We start from the raw sequence: 16,887 nt of genomic DNA, 5'->3' as shown, positions 1-16,887 counted from the left end.
AGGGTGGCGGACATGCCGCTCGTCGACGTGACCCACGCGCCCACCGTGCCCGAGTCCACCCTGCGCGAGCTGGGCTCGGTGCTGCCGCACCTGGTGTCCCTGGCCGTGGAGTGCCCCGAGGAGCCGTACGACGGGGACCTGCGACCCGGCGACGTCGAACTGCGCTTCCGGCCGCTGGGCCCGCTGGACCGCAGCGGCCTGGCGGTGGTGATCGAGGTCAAGTCGAAGTGGTTCGCCAGCCGCGCGGCCGACCGCCAGGAACGCGTGGACACCCTCCACGCGAACATCCGCGCCGCGACCGGGCTCACCGACTTCGGCGTCTACCTCTCGCTGCCCGTCGCCGCCTGGTCCCAAGGAGACTGACACCCCGCCCGGACCCCAGCCCCCTGCTCCAACTGCTGCGACCATGGGCCACATGCTGTCGCTGACGATGAACGACGCCGCCGCCCAGGCGCTCGGAGTGCACGACCACCCCGCCGCCCTGACGCCGCCCGGCGGCCTCGCCCCCGGCCTGCGCGGCCGCCCCGCCGACGGGATCACCCGCCGCGGAGCCGTCCTCACCTGGGCCGACTCGACGGCCGACGCCGGCGCCGCGCCCGCCGCCTTCACCGACCTCACCGCCTGGGAGTGCGCCGACAGCTCCTTCCACCTGGAGGACCACGTCCCCGTCGAGGTCCGGACCGTCGACGACGCCCCGCAGATCTCCGAGGACGGCCAACGGCTCCTCCTCCTGCACGGGATCGCCCTCGCCCTGGAGTTCCGCCGCCTCCTCACCGGAGCGGACCACCCGGGCCCGGTGCGCTGCATCGTCGCGGCCAACGGGACGAACGCCACGTTCAGGTTCCACCGGATCCGCGCGGGCCAGTCCTGGCACAACCCCGACCTCGACGGCTACCGGACGGACAAGCTGGTCGTCCTCGACCTCGCCCCGGCCGCCCGCTGACCCCCGCCCCCGAGCCCCGCCCCTGGTCCCCGCCCCGACCCACCCGACGGCCGGGGTGCTAGAAATCCCCCGTGAACGAACACCCCGAACCCTCGACCCGGCGCGTCTTCGTGGCCCTGGCCCCACCCGACGACGCCAAGGACGAGCTGGCCCACGCCCTCGCCCCCGCCTACGCCGCCTACCCGCGGCTGCGGTGGAACCGGATCGAGGACTGGCACATCACCCTCGCCTTCCTCGGCGAACTGCCCACCACCGCCGTACCGCCGCTGCGCACCGCCCTGGCCGCCCTGGCCCCCGCGCACCCCGCCCCGCGCCTGGGCCTGCACGGCGGCGGCCACTTCGACGACCGCCTCCTGTGGGCCGACATCGACGGCGACCTCGAAGCCCTGCACCGACTCGCCACCGACGTCCGCACCCTGGCCAGGACCTGCGGCATCGACTTCCACGACCGCCCGCTGCGCCCCCACCTGACCCTGGCCCGCGCCCGCCGCGACGACCCCACCGGCGTCCCGCTGGCCGCGGCCGGCCTCACCGGCTTCCACGGCCGCCCCTGGCGGGCCGAACGCCTCCACCTGGTCGGCAGCAACACCGGCCGCGGCCCCGGCCCGATCCACTACCGCGACATCGAGGCCTGGCACCTGGGCACCGCCACCGGCAGCGCCCCTGACGAGCCGTAGCCGCCGAGCCGTAGCCGACGAGCTGCGGCCGACGAGTGGTCACCGTGCGCTCGCCCGTACGTCGATCGGATCTTCATCCGCATCGGCTAGCCTGCCCCCCGGCACCGCGGGTCCGCAGGTCATCCAGCGCTGACGGCCCGCCACCACACCGCACGGCACCGCACGTTCCACGAGGGGGAAACCGATGTCCCGCACGACCCACCGCCGTACCGCCGCCACGCTCACCGCGGCCGCCACCACGGCCCTGCTCGCCCTCACCGGCACCGCGGCCACCGCCGCCGCACCGCTGTCCGGCACCGAGGCGACCATCGCCGTCGGTGCCCGGGGCGCCGTGCCGGTGGTCAGCCCCGACGGCGCCAAGGCCTACGTCGTGGTGACCGAGGCCGACAACACCTCCACCGTGAAGACGGTGGACACCCAGACCGGCGCCGTCACCGCCCGCCTGGCCCTGGGCACCCTCCAGTGGAGCGCCCACCCGGCCCTCAGTGCGGACGGCTCGCGCCTGTACGTCCTCGACGGCCAGCGCCTCAGCGTGGTGGACACCGCCACCCTGACCCTGCTCGCCACCCTCGCCCTGCCCGACCAGCCGCGCCCCGCCGGCTGGACCGCGGGCTCCACCTCCGGACTGGCCCTCAGCCCGGACGGTGCCACCCTGTACGTCTCCCAGAACGGCGCGACCGCCTACCGGCAGAACGGCCAGAGCCGGATCCTGGCCTTCGCCACCGCGCAGCGGGCCTTCACCGCATCCGTCCAGGTCCAGGCCCCCTACGTCGGCGCTCCCGCGGCCCGCCCGGGCACCGGCGACGTGTACGTCGGCACCAGCCAGGGCGTGGTCCACGTGGCCGCGGCCGCCACCGCGCCGACCGTGGCCGGCACCGTCCAGGGCACCGCCACGAACCTGGACTACAACCTGGCGTTCACCCCCGACGGCAAGCGCCTGTTCGGCCTCGCCGAACTCGGCAGCGGCGCCAGCACCGTCATCGACCCGGCCACCGACACCGTCACCACCACCTTCCACCCCGCCACCGGCAGCGACGCCCTGGAGAACCCGCAGGTCAGCGCCGACGGTACCCGGCTCTACCTCGCCGACAGCAACTACGGCACGAGCAGCACCTCCGTCCTCGCCCTCGACACCGCCACCGGCGCCCCCGTCCCCGCCGACAGCGCCGGAGACCTCGACGAGGACGGCCTCACCGGCCTGGCGCTGGGCCCCGACGGCCACACCTTCTACGTGGGCGGCACCGCCGGCCAGAGCGCCAACCTCCAGATCGTCGCCCACTGACGGAGCGTCGGACCGTCCAGGCCCGACGGCCCCCGCCCGCCGGGCGGGGGCCCGGTCCCGTCCCCGCACCGACCGTGCCGACCGTGCCGACCGTGCCGTACCCCTGGACAGCGGCGGGGGAGTGGGCCACGCTTCACCCCCATGAACGCCCCGCAGCCCCCGCACCGCCCCGGCGCCGCCGGCCCCGGTGCCGCCCGTGCCGCGCTCCTGCGGGCGGTGACCGAGGTCGGCGACGAGGCCCCCGCCCTGCTGGCCGGCTGCGACGGGGGAACCCCCGTCCCCGGATCCACCTGGACGGTCGCCGAAGCCGCCGCCCACCTCGCGATGGCCAACGAGCTGATGGCCGCCCTGGCCGCCGGCGGGCAACGGCCCTACGGCGACGGCACCCCCGGCTCGCTGGCCGCCGCGAACGCGGCCGCCCTGGCCGCCCGGCCCGAACGCGACCCGGCCGTCCTCGCCGCGCAGATCGCCGAGCGGGCACGGGAGTTCACCGCGGCGGCCACCCCGCGCCCCGGCACCGCCCCGGTGGCGACCCCGCTCGGCGCGATGGACCTGGACGCCCTCACCGCCTACCTGCTGACCCACATGCTGGCCCACCTCTACGACATCGCCCGCGCCCTCGGCCGCCCGCACCCGCTGGACCGCCGGCGCGTCGCGCTGACGCTGCCCTTCCTGCGCACCGCCATGCCGTGGGTGGTCGATCCCCGCGCCGCGGCCGGCCACAACGCCTGCTACCGCCTGCGGATCCGCGGCCTGGAAGGCTTCGCGGTGACCTTCGCGGACGGCGCCGCCACGGTGAGCCCGCAGCCGCCGCGCCGCCCGGACTGCACGATCCTCACCGAGCCGGTGGCGTTCTTCCTCATGGCCCTGGGCCGCCTCGGCGCCACCGACGCCCTGCTGCGCGGCAAGGTCCTCGCCTGGGGCCGCCGCCCCTGGCTGGCCCCGGCCTTCCCCGCCCTGTTCACCGCCCCCTGAACCGCGCCCCGCCGGGAAGGACCGCTCGGTGGGGGAGGGTTCTTCCGATCCGTGCGAGTGACCTTCTGCTGACGGTCCGTCATGACAGGATCGGTGCGGGTCGACACGGCGTCGACCGGAAGGAGAAGGAGGAGACATGAGCGAGGACAACGAGGCGACGACGTCCGCCGAGGACAAGGCCCCGGCCAAGGGCTACGCGGGCACCGAGATCAAGATCGAGGGCGAGGACCACATCATCATCCGCGAGGACGAGGTCCCGGTGGCCGACACCGAGTGAGGCGTTCGCGCCCGCGGGTCGGTGCGGTCGGTGCGGGCCGCTCCTCCCGCCGGGTGTTCCCGGCGCCCGGCGGCGGGGTCAGTCCGGCAGGCCCTTGAAGCCGGCGAGCAGTTCTCTCAGGGCCCGCTGTGCGGCCGGGTAGGCCTCCTCGGCGGCCGGGGCACCGGGGGAGGCGTTCGTCGGGGTGCGGTTCCCGCCGACCCTGACCATTTCGACCAGGACCCGGCCGTTGGTGCCGTAGAACACCGCCTCGCCGTAGTCCACGTCCACCGGGCCCGACGCGGGGGAGGCCCGCAGGTCGCCGTCGGGCACCAGCTTCCCGTCCGGGCCGATGGTCCAGCCGGGGCCCGCGGGCGGGGTGGTGGCGCCCGGGGCGGCGGACACCGACCGGGTGAGCACGGCCACGCCCGGGCCCTCCGTCCCGGTGGTGATCCCCACGGTGGTCGCCACCGGCACGGTGGACCGCGAGCGGGGGTCGTCGGGCGCGACCGTGCGCGGCTCGCACGCCCGGCCGGCCGTCACCACGTCGGCGAGCAGCTTCGTGCTGTCCGTGCCGCGCGCGAGCACGTACACGCTCGCCCACATCCCGTCCGCCGCGGCGGGCACCCGCAGCTCGTACAGGGCCGGCACGGGCACCGTCGGAGCCCCGGTGCGGACCTTGTCGTCGATCCGCACACCGGCCCGCGGCGCCTCCAGCCGGCAGGGCGAGAGCGCCAGCGGCTTGCCCGGCCCGGGCCGCAGCACCTCGCCGCCGCGCAGCCCCGCCGTGCCGGACAGGTACACCGACTCGACGATCTGCCGCAGGTGGCCGGAGCCGAGCTCGGTCCCCTCGACCTCCTCGGCCCCGCCGCCCGCTCCGGTACCGGCTCCGGTACCCGCGCCCGCCGGGGTGCTCGCGGCCGTGTCCGCCGCCGGGGCGCCCGCCCCCGAGCACCCGCCCAGCCCCGCACAGGTGATCGCCAACACCGTTGCCGCCCACAGGCGTTCGGTCATTCGCATGCCCAGCACGGTACCGTCGCCACCCGCCCGCCGTACGGCCAACGCCCAAGCGGACCGCCCGGCCCGCGGCCGCCTGCGGCCGCCCGCCCGACTTGCGGGCCGCCGGGCCCGGAGAGGTGATGGGAGGGGGCGCGTACCGAATCCGTACCGAGCCCGTACCCGACCAGGGGCCGTCCGGCCGAGGAGGATCCCCATGTCGCACCACAAGTCGAACAAGGACGTCGAGGGCGATCCCGACACCGGCCACGGCCGCGGCCTGCCCCGGCGCCCCGACGAGGCCGAGCTGGAGGAGCGCACCGAGGAGGACCGCGAGGAGGTCGGCCTGCCGCCGGACGGCGAGGAGGACGAGGAGGGGCGCAGGTAGCGGCCCCGCCCCGCCCTGCCGGGCCGCACCGGCCCGTGGGCGGGCGGTGTCAGGCCGGGGGGACGAGGCGGTTCTCGTAGGCGAAGACCACGGCCTGGATCCGGTCGCGGAGTTCGAGCTTGTGCAGGATCCGCCCCAGGTGGGACTTCACGGTCGCCTCCGCGAGGTACAGGGCGGCCGCGATCTCGGCGTTGGACAGGCCGCGGCCCACCTGGAGGAGCACGTCGCGCTCGCGGGCGCTGAGCCGGCCCAGCCGCTCGTCCTGGCCGCTGCCGCTGCCGGGGCCGGTGCGGGTGCCGTCGGGCAGGTGCGGGCGGAAGTCCTCCAGCAGGCGGCGGGTGATCCGGGGGGAGAGCGCCGCGTCACCCGCGGCCACGTTGCGTATCGCGGTGAGGAGCTCCTCGGGCCTGGTGTTCTTCAGCAGGAAGCCCGAGGCCCCGGCGCCGAGGCCGGCGAAGGCGTACTCGTCCAGGTCGAAGGTGGTGAGGATCAGCACCCTGCTCCGCGGGGAGGCCAGGGTGATCTGCCGGGTCGCCTCGATCCCGTCGGTCCCGGGCATCCGGACGTCCATGAGGACGACGTCGGGCCGCAGCTCCCGGGCGAGGCGTACGGCCTGGGCGCCGTCCGCGGCCTCGCCCACCGGTGCCATGTCGGGCTGGGCCTCCAGGATCGTGGCGAAGGCCATCCGGAGCAGCGCCTCGTCGTCGGCGATCAGGATGCGGATCGTCATGCGGGCACGGCTCCATCGCCGTCGAGGAGGAGGCGGGTGTGCACGCCCCAGCCGCCGCCCGGGAGCGGTCCGGCCCGCAGCGTCCCCCCGTAGGCGGCGCAGCGCTCGCGCATGCCGGGGATGCCGTGGCCGGGCGCAGCGGCCCCCGCCCCGGTCCTGCCCCCGGAGGCGGTTCCGGGGCCGCTGTCGGTGACGTCCACGGTCACGGTCGCGGCCGAGCACCGGACCCGGACCTCGGCGCGGGTGCCGGCGGGGGAGTGTTTGAAGGTGTTGGTCAAGGCTTCCTGCACCAGGCGGTAGACGGTCAGTTGGGCGGTGGCGGGCACGTGGGCGTGGCCGCCCCGCAGCTCGACCCGGGTCGCCAGCCCGGCGGCGCGCATCCGCTCGGCCAGGGCCTCCAACTGGGCGAGGCCGGGCAGCGGGTGGCGCTGCGCGTCCGGTTCGTCGGTGCGCAGGATGCCCAGCGAGCGCCGCATGTCGGTCAGGGCCTGACGGCCGGTCTCGGAGGCCTGGACCATCGCGGCGGTGGCCCGCTCGGGCGAGCGGTGCTGGGCGTGGACGGCGGCGTCGGTGAGCGCGACCATGACGGACAGGTTGTGGGTGACGATGTCGTGCACCTCCCGGGCGATGCGGGTGCGCTCCTCGGCGACGGCCAGTCGCGCCTGCTGGTCCTGCTGGCGTTCCAGGTGCGTGGCCCGGTCCTCCAGCGCCGCGAGGTAGGCGCGGGTGGTGCGCGCGTTCGCGCCCAGCGCCGCGGCGGCGACGACCGCCGCGCTCAGCGCGACGAAGGGCGCCAGGAACGCGCCTTCCGTCGCCCAGCGCAGGCACGCCAGCAGCGCCCCGCCCTCCACGACGGCGCCGGCGAGGAGCGCGTCGCGCCGGCCCGCGTGCGCGGCCACCGCGTGCAGGGCCACCAACAGGCAGACATCGGCGGGGAGTTGGACGCCCACCAGCCACTGGACGAAGGCCGCGCCGGCCACGGCGCCGAACACCGCACGCGGGGCCCGGTGCCGCCACACCAGGGGCAGCGCGAGGGCCACCGTGAGGGCTGCGGCCACCGGGAACTCCCGCGGCGCGCGGGTGGCCGCGACATGGAGCAGCAGCAGCGCGAGCGGCAGCGACTCCCGTACGGCGGGCGGCGGTCGGAGGCCGCGCAGCCGCGTGCTCCCCACCGCTCGCACCACCCGGCCCGGGCCGGACTGCGCGGCCGCCTCGGTCATCCCCACGTTCCCCACATCCCTGTCGGCGTCGGTCCCGACGGTCCTGTTGAATGCGCCGTGCCCGCTGAGCGCGCCACGCCACGGTAGGCCGCGGGGGCGGCGGCGCACATGAGTCCGCCGTCTGACGGCACCACCGGCCCTGTACGACCACAGGAGGAGTGCGGTACCTCCTGCGGTCGCAGTGCACCCGCCCGTGCGGCGTGCCCGGTTGCGACCGCGGTGGCAGGCGAGGGCGACCGGGGGGCGACCGGGGGTCGATGCGGCGCCCGGTGCCCCGCCCCGACGATGGCGGCGTGACCGAGATCATCACGGGACTGTCCATGTCCCCTCCCGAGTTCCTCGCCGTGCTGGGCGCCCTCGCGCTGGTGGTGGCGCGCTGGCTTCCCCCCGCCGCCCGACCGCGCGTCACCGTCGCGGCGGTGGCGGTCCTCGTCCTGGCCACGGCGGTGCTGGGCGTGGTGGGGCTCCGCTGGCAACTGCTGCCGGTGCTGGCCGGGGCCGCCCTCGCGCTGCCCTTCGCCCTCGCCCCCCTGCTGCGACGGCTCCGCCGCCTCCACCGCTCTGCCGCCGACCCCGCCACCGACCCCGGCGACCCCGCCGCCCCCGGCCGGCCCGGGTGGCGGGCCCGGTGGTGGCTGGCGCTGCCGGGCTCGGCGGCCTGCGTGGGCCTGATCGCGGCGGGGCCGGTGGCCGCCTGGGCCTTCCCGGTGCCCGTGTTCCCCGAGCCGTCGGGCCCCTTCGCGGTCGGCACCCGGGTGGTGCAGTGGACCGACCCCCAGCGCCCCGAGACCTTCACCGCCGACCCCGACGACCGGCGCACCGTCGTCGTCCAACTCTGGTACCCCGCACGGAAGAGCCCCGCGGACGCGCCGCGGGCCCAGTACCTCGGGCGCACCGAGCAGGAGGCGCGCACCGTCTCCGACGCCCTCGCCCACGGCGTCGGCCTGCCCGGCTTCCTGGTCGACGGCGTCCCGCGGGCCCGCACCCACGCGGTCTTCAACGCCCCCGTGTCCGGCGGGGACGAGCGGTTCCCGGTCGTCCTGTTCTCCCCCGGGGCGGGCGGGGTGCGCACCCAGAACACCGCCTGGGCGGAGGAACTGGCCAGCCACGGCTACGTGGTGGCCGGCCTCGACCACCCGTACGACTCCGCCGCCGTCGTCCTCGACGACGGCCGCACGATCCGCACCGCGACCACCTCCTCCGGCGACCGCGACACCGACGAGCAACTCGCCGCCGGCTGGACGGCCGTCCGCGCCGCCGACCTCGGCTTCGCCCTCACCCAGCTGGAGAACCTGGACCGGAGCGGGAGCAGCGACCCGCTGGCCGGACGCCTGGACACCGGCAAGGTCGCCGCCACCGGCCACTCCATGGGCGGCGCCGCCGCCCTCCAGGCGGCCCGCCAGGACCCCCGGATCGACGCCGTCATCGACCTGGACGGCTTCCCCCACGGCCCCACCACCCCCGCCCTCCACCAGCCGGTGCTCGCGCTCACCCAGGCCGTCACCCCCGGCACCGACCCGCGCTACCTGCCCCGCCTCACCGAGGCCCTCGCCCTCGACACCGCGACCGGCTACCGCCTCACCGTCCCCGGCGCCGCCCACCTCACCTTCATGGACGGCCCGCTGTACCTGCCACCGGTGCCCCAGATCGTCGGCTCCCTGGGCCGCACCGCGAGCCCGCACCTCGTCGCCGCGACCACCCTGGCCTTCCTGGACACCACCCTGCGCCACGCGCCCGGCGACCTGGCCGGCACCCTGTCGGCGTACGGCAGCCTCAGCGTCCACCGCCCGGACGGCCGCCCCTGACCGGTCCGCGCGGCCTGGCCCCGCCCCCGCCCCGGCAGGACAGCGGGGCGGGGGCGGGGCCGGGCACCGGGGCGTCAGTTCGCCCCGCCCCCGGGCTCCCCGGCCGCCCCGTACTGCCGGTGCACGTCCAAGTAGGGCAGCCGCACCCGCTCCCGCCACTCGGCCACCTGCGCGTGCGCGGCCGGCCGCACCGCCGCCGCCTCGGCCGCGTCCTCGACCCAGCCGTACGGGTACGGGCTGCCCAGGGCCACCGCCGCCACGGCCAGGTAGCGGGCCATCGCCGCGTCGTCCCCCACCGCCAGGGTCTCCACCTCGCCCCGGTCGAGCGCGATGCCGATCTCCCAGGCCCCCTGCGCCGTCCGCCGCGCGTCCCAGCCGCGCACCCACTGCACCCGCTCCGCCGTGACCTCACCGCCCGGTCGGGGCTCCAGCCCCGCGTCCCGCAGCGCGGGCACCACGGCGGCGGGGGAGTCCCAGGGGATCGGCAACCCCGCGCTCACCGCCACACCGAGCACCGTGCGGCACGGGTACGGCGTACCGCAGCACGCACAGCGCGGCTGCTGAGACCCGGCGTCACCCCCCTGCGCCCGGGCGGGCTCGTGCGACCGCACCACGCCACCCAGCAGGTACTGGTGCAGGCCGACCGGCTGCCCCGCCTCCTTCGAGTCCCGCAGGAGCAACTGCAACAGCCGGTGGAACAGCCGCCCGGCCTCGTAGCCGCCCAACGGCGGCACCGGCACCGTCACCTGCGCCGGCACCTGAACCACACCGTCACTTCCCTGCCCGTCACGACCCATGCGGGCGAGCCTAGGGCCCGTCTTCGACCTTCCGCCGCCCGGCCCGGCGCGCTACCGGCCAGCCGCGCCGGCCGCCTCCAGCACCTGCGTCACCAGGGGGACATCGGCCTTGGGGATCAGGATCACGTGCTGCGCCCCGTCCGCCACCAGGTCGAAGCGCGCCATCTTCGGGTGCGGGGCCTTCTGCCCCGACGCCGACAGGCCGAACGGCCCCCGGAGGGCGACGTCCTCGCCGGTGCGCCGGTTGCGCCAGGCCACCGAGCCGGCCGTGAGGTGCAGGTAGCCGGAGGCCGTGTGCGCAACGGTGCGCCCCTTGCCGATCGGCAGCATCCTGACCGTGCCCAGCGTCGAGCTCGAACAGGCCACCTGCAAGGTGGTGCCCGCCCGGAGGTCGGCCAGGTCCTTCTCCGTGCTCGCCCGGCGCAGGCCGACCATCGACAGCAGGACGTCGGAGAAGGTTCTGGTGCCCGCCGCGCGGCGGATGTCGGTCGTCATGGCGCAGATCCTCCCAGGTGACCCCGGCAGGCCCGTGACCAGGGGGGTTGTTTGTTCCGGAGGGTTTCGTCCCGCGGGTGGGGACGGGCCGTCACGCGAAGCGGGAGCTGCGCACCGGCCCGGCGGAAGCCACCCGGTCGCGCGGACCGGCGGCGGGCCAGCCGACCGCGCGGGCGGCGAAGGCCGTGAGGACCGCGTCCGGGTCGGCCGGGGTCCCGCCGTCGCCCTCCGGCGCCTCCGGGGCGGCGGCCAGGATCGCCTCGGCGAGCTCCTCGGCCGAGCGCCGGTCGGGACCGGCCTCCGCCGGTTCGCCGTCCTCGCCGAACTGCAGGCCCGGCTCCCACGGGGCGTTCACGATCTGCCCCAGCAGGGTGGAGACATCGGCCGTCACGGCGGGCGGGTCCGTCCAGCAGGTGGCGTGCTCGAAGAGCAACTGGCCCTCCGCGCGCTCGTTCAGCTGCGCCACCACGGCGGGATCGCACTCGTTCAGGTCGTACGCGACCACCAGCGCACCCGGCGTACCGGGCCGGAACGGCGCCGCCGGCACCCCGAGCAGCCGCGCCGCGGCCAGCCCGAGCGCCCGGCTGCCCCGGTCGGCCAGCAGCGCGACCGAGTCGGGCGTGCGACCGGTGGCGGCCAGGACGGCGCGCAGCCGCTCCAGACCGTGGTGGCAGTGCCCGAAGTCGTCCTGGAGGTAGGCCCAGCGGCCGGTCATGCCCTGCTCGAAGCCGTGCGGCGAGAGGGTGGTGAGCAGGCCGCCGGTGAGCACGTAGTGCCAGCCCCGCAGGTCCCGCCCGTCCACCGGCGGCAGCTCCGCGGCCCGCTCCAGCATCCGCCCGACCCGCTGCCCCGGCCCCACCCAGATCCCCTCGGGGGCCGACATCGCCCCGAACACCTCACGGGCCAGCGGTATCCGTCCGTCCATCAGGGCGTTGTAGACCGTCAGGTACCGGTCCGGCCAGTCGCCGAGCCGCTCGTCGTGCTCACGCAGCACGGCCAGTGCCTCGCCGTGCCGCTCGCAGCCCTCCAGGGCCGACACCAGCTCCAGCAGCACCTTGCGCAGCCCGAGCTGCGGGGCGGCCTGCGGCCTGGCCTTACGGCGGAACAGGCCGGTGCGCACCGCGGCGGCCGGCGGCGCCTGGACCAGCCGCAGCGCCTCCCGCAGCGCGGGGACGGCCACCGCGTCGATGCCGCGCTCGACGCAGGCGTAGCCGTAGTCGTAGAGCCGCTCGGCGTCCCCGGGCCGGGCCGCCAGCGCCGTCGAAGCCTGCGCCAGGTCCTCGAAACCGGCGCCCCGGGCCAGCCCGGCCAGCAGCGGCGCGACCTCGGCGGGCGGGAGCCGGTCCGCAGCGGAGCGCAGCACCCGCATCGACCCCTGCGGGTCGCCGGACTCGAAGAGCTCCCGGGCTTCGGACAGTTCGCTGGTCATGGGTCTCCGGAGGTCAGAGGGCGTGCAGGACCCCAGGATGATCCTCGACCGACCACCACCCGGGCAACCCGGTTTCCGCCGCCGGACGGGAACGCGGGCTCAGGGCCTCGGCGTCCAGCCGGGCGGCGTGAGGGCGGTGTCGGCGAGGATCCGTTCGACCGTCCCGTCGAGGGTGCTGCCCTGCCCGATGACCCGCTCCAGCCCGCCCGGCAGGAAGTCGCGGGCCCGGTACCAGCCGGCCATCTGCTCGGGGGAGAACTCCGCGGCCATCGGGCGGGTGGCGTGCCGTCGCACGGTCTCGTCGAAGTCGACGTCCAGGTAGTAGAGGAAGCTGCGACCGCGGTGCTCCGCGGCGAGCCGGGTCAGCATCGCGCCGTAGCGGTCGGCGGCGAGGATGCCCTCGACCACGACGTGGAACCCGTGGTCGAGGGCGTGCCGCGCCACCAGGTCGATCAGGCCGATGTTCGCCCCGCCGACGACGTCCCGCTCGCGCAGCACGGTGCGCCGCAGCACGTCCTGGCCCACCACCGCGACGCCCCGGCCGTAGGCGGCGCGCAGCCGCGCCGCGACGCTCGACTTCCCGGCCCCGCTCGGACCGCGCACCACCACCAGCACGGTGTCCGCACGGCCCGTCCCGCACCGCACCGGATCATCCTCAAGTTCCGCCACGGCACAGGAGCATGACGAACCGTCAGCCCTTCGCGCAACGACCCCACCACCCCGACCGCGGCCGGGCCAACTCCCCCCCGGGCGCTAGCCTGTTCCGCATGCCGACCAGCCGCCCCGCCGACCCGGGCCCCACCCTCCGCGACCGCCTGCTCGCGTTCGGCTCGCTGCCCGCGGCGGCGGCCGTGCTCACCGGCGTGAACGCCCTCTACCTGCTCCTCGTGGTCTTCGGGAACGTCACCGACTTCGCCACCAACCAGCACTTCGTCCAGCACGTGCTGGCGATGGACACCACCTTCCGGGACCGGGACCTGATGTGGCGCTCCATCACCTCGCCCGGCCTGCAGAACGCCGCCTACGTGGCGATCATCGCCTGGGAGGCGCTGAGCGCCCTGGCGCTGACGGCGGGAACGCTCGCCTGGTGGCTGCGGCCGGAGGCGGCGCGCCGCCTCAGCACCCTCGGCCTGCTGCTGATGCTGCTCCTCTTCGGGGCCGGATTCATCGGGATCGGCGGCGAGTGGTTCGCCATGTGGCAGTCGAAGGCCTGGAACGGCCTGGACGCGGCGATCCGCAACGTCACCCTGGCCGGACTGGCCCTGGTGGTGGTGAACCTGCCGCACCCCCGCACCCCTTCCGCCCCGCCGGAGTGAGACACTCCCGGAGCCCGCGAACGCCCCGCCCGCCCGCTTTCCTGCGGGGGAGGGACGGCCGGGCGGCGCGCCGCAGGCGGTGCGGGGGCGGCTCGGCGGTGGGCGTCAGCATGGCCGGCATGAAGACCGTTCTGCGCTGCGCGGGCGCCCTCCTGCTGGCCGCGGGTCCGATCGGCCCGGCCGCCTCGCCCTCCCGGGCCGAGGCCGCCGCGGACTGGGCGGTGCTCGCGCCCGGCGTCGGCTACCGGGAGCTGACGGTGCCCACCCCGCACGGCCGGGCGCGGGTGTACGCCGTGCGGGCCGACCTGCGCGCGCCCGGTGTGCGGGCGGACCTGCTGTTCCCCGGCGCGGTGGCGGCCCGGGCGCCGCTGACCGCGCTGGTCGGTGCGAGCGGTGCGGTGGCGGCGGTCAACGGGGACTTCTTCGACATCAGCGAGGAACAGCACCCGGGGGTGCCGGCCACCGGGGCGCCGTCCGGGCCGGAGGTGTACCGGGGGCGGGCGTTGAAGGCGGCGGTGCCGTCGGCGCAGCGGTTCGGGTGGCGGCCGCCGCCGGGGGACACCGACCGGGACGTGCTCGGGGTCGGGGCGGACGGGGTGGCCCGGCTGGGGCGCCTGGTGCTGCGGGGCGGTGTGCGGGCCGCGGGCGGGGTGTGGCCGGTGGGCGGGCTGAACCAGTACGCCCTGCCGGTCGGTTCGATCGGGGTGTTCACGCCGGAGTGGGGCGAGGTCTCCCGGGCCCGCGCGGCGTGCGGGAACGACGAGTCGCGCGCGGCCCCCTGCACGGCGGACACCTGGGAGGTGACGGTCCGCCGGGGCCGGGTGGCCGCGACCTCCCCGACCCCGGGCGCGGGCCCGATCCCGGCGGGCAGCACCGTGCTGCTGGGCCGCGAGGCCGGCGCCCGGGTGCTGGCGGGCCTGCCCGTCGGCACCCCGGTCGCGGTGGACCACCGCCTCGTCCCGGACACTCCGGTGCCCTTCCGCTTCGCGCTCGGCGCCTACCGGCTGCTGCGCGACGGGCAGGAGCCGGCGGGCCTGGACGCCACGACCGCCGAGCCGCGCAGCGCGGTCGGCCTCGCGGACGGCGGGCGGGTGCTGACGCTGCTGTCCACGGACGGGCGCGAGGGCACCTCCACCGGCCTGACGCTCACCGAGCTCGCCCGGGTGCTGCGCGGGCTCGGCTGCCCGGACGGCGCCTACCTGGACGGCGGCGCCTCCGCCACCCTCGTCACCCGCGACCCCGCCACCGGCGGGCCCACCGTGCGCAACCACCTCGACCACGGCCTGGAACGCAGGATCCCCAACGCCCTCGGCGTCTTCGCCGCACGGCCCGGCGTGCGGCCCGCTCCCGGTATCGCGGCGCGGGCGGCCGACAGCGGCGGCTAGCCGGCTAACAACAGCCGTGGGCCACCGCCGCCCCGACGACCCCCTCCGCCGTCCCGGCCGCCTCCGCCGCCCCGACGGCCTCCTCCTTCTCGGCGATGCGGCCGCGCAGCATCGCGTCCATGACCGCCATGTACCGCTGGGTGCGGGGGCCGCCGAGCAGGAAGGGGTTGGCGGCCCCGGGCGGCTGGTGCCGCAGCTGCTCGGCCCGTTCCAGGCCGTGGTCGTTCGGGTGGTTGGAGAGCTCGACCTCCACGTTCGCCCGGCGCATGACGGCCCGGAAGGAGTGGACGGAGGCGAGGAAGGTGCGCAGCTCGGCGACCGTCGAGGGCGGCTTGAGACCGCCCCACAGCATCGCGCTGTGGTGCCGGCGCCCCGCCCGGACCGGGATGACCGGGGAGACGGTGCCGGGGGTGTGGCCCGGGGTGTGGTGCAGTTCGATCGTCGTGCCGCCGAGGGTGAGCTGCGCGCCGTCCGCGATGTCGAGGTCGCGGGCGGGGGCGTCGGCAGGGCGGGTGCGGGCCAGGAGGTCCCAGTCGGCCGCGGACATGTGCACCCGGGCGCCGTAGCGGTCGGCGAGGGTCTGCGCGCCGCCGAAGTGGTCCGGGTGGCCGTGGGTCACGACGATGTGCCGGATCGCCGTCGGGTCGGCGCCGACGGCCCGCAGCCCGGGGACGATGAGATCCTCGGCGTCGGCGGGCGAGGTGAGCGCGTCGATCAGCACGATGCCGTCGTCCGTCAGCACCGCCATCGCCGAGACCCAGCCCGCGCTCAGCAGCACGAGGTTGTCGAACAGTCTGACGGGCGGGGGCGCGGGCAGCTGGGGGAGGGCGGAGCCGGGTGTCAGCGCCGTCACCAGGGCCCGCAGCACGGGGTCGTCACCGGCCAGGCGGCGCGCCCGCTCGTCGTGCGCGCAGGCGGCGGACGGCGCCTTCGCCGCAGGGCGCGGGCCGGACGGTGCCTTCGCCGACGTTCCGGTGGCGGCCGAGGCCGGGCCCGGCAGGGCGGCCGGCGCGGCCCCGGCGGCGATACCGAGGACGGCGAGCTGGGCGAGCCGGCGCCGGGTGTAGTCGGCCTCCGTCGCGGCGCGGCGGGTGGGGCGGATCATCGCGGTCGGGCTCCTGGTCGGTCGGGAAGGGACGTTCCTGCGCACGTCAGCCGAGGGTGTTGACGACGGTCTTCGTCGCCTCGGCGAGCAGGGCGTCGTCGGACTTGGCGCCCGCCTTGCCGCGGTCGGACAGGACGACGATCACGATCGGGGCGCGCCCGCCCGACGGCCACGCCACCGCGGCGTCGTTGCGGGTGCCGTAGCCCGCGTTGCCGGTCTTGTCGCCGATCCGCCAGTCGGCGGGCACCCCCGCGCGGACGTACGGGCCGCCGGTCGTGTTGCCGACCAGCCAGTCCGTCAGCAGAGCGCGCCGGTCCTGCGGGAGGAGGTCGCCGAGCACGTAACGGCGCAGGTCGCCGGCGAACACCCGCGGCGTGCTGGTGTCGCGGGTGTCGCCCGGGGTGGCCTCGTTCAGGGTGGGCTCGGTGCGGTCGACGCTGGTGGTCGAGTCGCCCAGGTCCCGCAGGGACTTCTGGACGGCCGCCGGGCCGCCGAGTTCGGCGACGACCAGGTTGGCCGCCGTGTTGTCGCTGTACTGGATGGAGGCGGAGGCCAGGTCCCGCAGCTTCATGCCGGTGGCCACGTGCTGCGAGGTGACCGGCGCCCACTCCAGCACGTCCTCCTGACGGTAGGACACGACCTTGTCCAGGTCCGCGTCGGACGCCGTCCGCAGCAGCGCCCCGGCGGCCAGCGACTTGATCGTGGACGCGTACGCGAACCGCTCGTCGGCCCGGTGGGCGACCTCCCGGCCGCTGCCGGTGTCCACCGCGAACACGCCGAGCCGGGCGCCGAAGCGCTGCTCCAGCGCCGCGAAGGAGGCCTCCGCCGCATCGGCCGGGGCCGCCCCGGCCACCGGTACCGCCGTCACGGCGGAGGCCGCCGTACCGGAGGCCGTCGAGGCGCCGCCCGCCCCGCCGCACCCGCCGACCAGCGCGGCCACCAGCAGGGCCGCGGCGGGCAGCGCGACGCGGGGACGGTGGCGGCGGGGGCGGTGGAGGTCGGACGTCATCAGTGGTCTCCCAGGTGGTTCGTACCGTCACGGTCACGCCGATGCGGTCGCGCCGTCGCGCTCAGCCAACCAGGCCGCC

At 76.6% G+C, this 16,887-nt stretch carries 19 protein-coding genes; 10 read left to right on the top strand and 9 right to left on the bottom strand.

Annotation, left to right across the window (positions count from 1 at the left end):
* Nucleotides 1-12: 12 nt before the first annotated feature.
* From ACFXOZ_RS04730 to ACFXOZ_RS04705, 6 genes are all read left to right on the top strand, one after another.
* Nucleotides 13-363: a hypothetical protein gene (locus ACFXOZ_RS04730; protein WP_380525341.1), complete on the top strand. Its 351-nt coding sequence runs from the start codon at nt 13-15 to the stop codon at nt 361-363.
* A gap of 52 nt (nt 364-415) precedes the next feature.
* Entirely contained in the window at nt 416-943 is a 528-nt protein-coding gene (locus ACFXOZ_RS04725) for a hypothetical protein (protein WP_380587477.1), read from the top strand.
* A gap of 71 nt (nt 944-1,014) precedes the next feature.
* Nucleotides 1,015-1,620 (top strand): RNA 2',3'-cyclic phosphodiesterase, encoded by a 606-nt coding sequence (thpR, locus tag ACFXOZ_RS04720; RefSeq protein ID WP_380587474.1) that lies wholly within the window; start codon nt 1,015-1,017, stop codon nt 1,618-1,620.
* Between the two features lie 184 nt (nt 1,621-1,804).
* Nucleotides 1,805-2,902 carry a hypothetical protein gene (locus ACFXOZ_RS04715; protein WP_380587471.1) on the top strand — a complete coding sequence of 366 codons (1,098 nt, stop codon included), beginning with the start codon at nt 1,805-1,807 and terminating at the stop codon, nt 2,900-2,902.
* 141 nt (nt 2,903-3,043) lie between these two features.
* Nucleotides 3,044-3,877: a maleylpyruvate isomerase family mycothiol-dependent enzyme gene (locus ACFXOZ_RS04710; protein WP_380587468.1), complete on the top strand. Its 834-nt coding sequence runs from the start codon at nt 3,044-3,046 to the stop codon at nt 3,875-3,877.
* A gap of 136 nt (nt 3,878-4,013) precedes the next feature.
* Nucleotides 4,014-4,154: a hypothetical protein gene (locus ACFXOZ_RS04705; RefSeq protein ID WP_380525347.1), complete on the top strand. Its 141-nt coding sequence runs from the start codon at nt 4,014-4,016 to the stop codon at nt 4,152-4,154.
* A 78-nt stretch (nt 4,155-4,232) separates the two neighbouring features.
* Here ACFXOZ_RS04705 and ACFXOZ_RS04700 read toward each other — a convergent pair whose 3' ends face one another.
* Nucleotides 4,233-5,153 carry a hypothetical protein gene (locus tag ACFXOZ_RS04700; protein ID WP_380525348.1) on the bottom strand — a complete coding sequence of 307 codons (921 nt, stop codon included), beginning with the start codon at nt 5,151-5,153 and terminating at the stop codon, nt 4,233-4,235.
* Nucleotides 5,154-5,346: 193 nt separating this feature from the next.
* On the opposite strand from ACFXOZ_RS04700, the gene ACFXOZ_RS04695 reads away from it, so the two are divergent.
* Nucleotides 5,347-5,517: a hypothetical protein gene (locus ACFXOZ_RS04695; protein WP_375894974.1), complete on the top strand. Its 171-nt coding sequence runs from the start codon at nt 5,347-5,349 to the stop codon at nt 5,515-5,517.
* 49 nt (nt 5,518-5,566) lie between these two features.
* Here the strand turns inward: ACFXOZ_RS04695 and ACFXOZ_RS04690 are convergent, their stop codons facing one another.
* A complete protein-coding gene (locus tag ACFXOZ_RS04690; RefSeq protein ID WP_380525349.1) occupies nt 5,567-6,247 on the bottom strand; it encodes a response regulator in 681 nt (226 codons plus the stop codon).
* Nucleotides 6,244-7,467: a sensor histidine kinase gene (locus ACFXOZ_RS04685; protein ID WP_380587465.1), complete on the bottom strand. Its 1,224-nt coding sequence runs from the start codon at nt 7,465-7,467 to the stop codon at nt 6,244-6,246. Before ACFXOZ_RS04685 ends, ACFXOZ_RS04690 begins: the two co-directional genes overlap by 4 nt.
* A 257-nt stretch (nt 7,468-7,724) precedes the next feature.
* Between ACFXOZ_RS04685 and ACFXOZ_RS04680 the strand changes: the two genes are divergently transcribed.
* A complete protein-coding gene (locus tag ACFXOZ_RS04680) occupies nt 7,725-9,272 on the top strand; it encodes an alpha/beta hydrolase family protein (RefSeq protein WP_380587462.1) in 1,548 nt (515 codons plus the stop codon).
* A gap of 74 nt (nt 9,273-9,346) precedes the next feature.
* On the opposite strand, the gene ACFXOZ_RS04675 is transcribed toward ACFXOZ_RS04680, so the two are convergent.
* The 4 genes from ACFXOZ_RS04675 to ACFXOZ_RS04660 form a co-directional block, all read right to left on the bottom strand.
* A complete protein-coding gene (locus tag ACFXOZ_RS04675) occupies nt 9,347-10,039 on the bottom strand; it encodes a hypothetical protein (RefSeq protein ID WP_380587459.1) in 693 nt (230 codons plus the stop codon).
* 81 nt (nt 10,040-10,120) lie between these two features.
* Nucleotides 10,121-10,564, bottom strand: a complete 444-nt coding sequence (locus ACFXOZ_RS04670; protein WP_380525354.1) for a hypothetical protein — start codon at nt 10,562-10,564, stop codon at nt 10,121-10,123.
* Nucleotides 10,565-10,655: 91 nt separating this feature from the next.
* Complete coding sequence (locus ACFXOZ_RS04665; protein WP_380587456.1) at nt 10,656-11,993, bottom strand: tetratricopeptide repeat protein; 1,338 nt, start codon at nt 11,991-11,993, stop codon at nt 10,656-10,658.
* 99 nt (nt 11,994-12,092) lie between these two features.
* On the bottom strand, nt 12,093-12,638 hold the full coding sequence (locus tag ACFXOZ_RS04660; RefSeq protein ID WP_380587453.1) for an AAA family ATPase: 546 nt from the start codon (nt 12,636-12,638) through the stop codon (nt 12,093-12,095).
* A gap of 122 nt (nt 12,639-12,760) precedes the next feature.
* Here ACFXOZ_RS04660 and ACFXOZ_RS04655 point away from each other — a divergent pair, with 122 nt between their 5' ends.
* Together ACFXOZ_RS04655 and ACFXOZ_RS04650 are read left to right on the top strand one after the other, a co-directional pair.
* Nucleotides 12,761-13,309, top strand: a complete 549-nt coding sequence (locus ACFXOZ_RS04655) for a DUF2165 domain-containing protein (protein WP_380525360.1) — start codon at nt 12,761-12,763, stop codon at nt 13,307-13,309.
* A 119-nt stretch (nt 13,310-13,428) separates the two neighbouring features.
* Nucleotides 13,429-14,694 (top strand): phosphodiester glycosidase family protein, encoded by a 1,266-nt coding sequence (locus tag ACFXOZ_RS04650; RefSeq protein WP_380587450.1) that lies wholly within the window; start codon nt 13,429-13,431, stop codon nt 14,692-14,694.
* Between the two features lie 4 nt (nt 14,695-14,698).
* Here the strand turns inward: ACFXOZ_RS04650 and ACFXOZ_RS04645 are convergent, their stop codons facing one another.
* Complete coding sequence (locus ACFXOZ_RS04645) at nt 14,699-15,799, bottom strand: MBL fold metallo-hydrolase (protein ID WP_380532032.1); 1,101 nt, start codon at nt 15,797-15,799, stop codon at nt 14,699-14,701.
* 46 nt (nt 15,800-15,845) lie between these two features.
* Complete coding sequence (gene bla, locus ACFXOZ_RS04640) at nt 15,846-16,808, bottom strand: class A beta-lactamase (RefSeq protein WP_380587447.1); 963 nt, start codon at nt 16,806-16,808, stop codon at nt 15,846-15,848.
* Nucleotides 16,809-16,887: the final 79 nt, after the last annotated feature.

It is taken from the genome of Kitasatospora sp. NPDC059160 (assembly GCF_042755465.1).
Taxonomy (GTDB): Bacteria; Actinomycetota; Actinomycetes; order Streptomycetales; family Streptomycetaceae; genus Kitasatospora.
The sequence above is the reverse complement of the archived record's forward strand: the minus strand, read 5'-3'. Positions and strand labels throughout refer to the sequence as shown.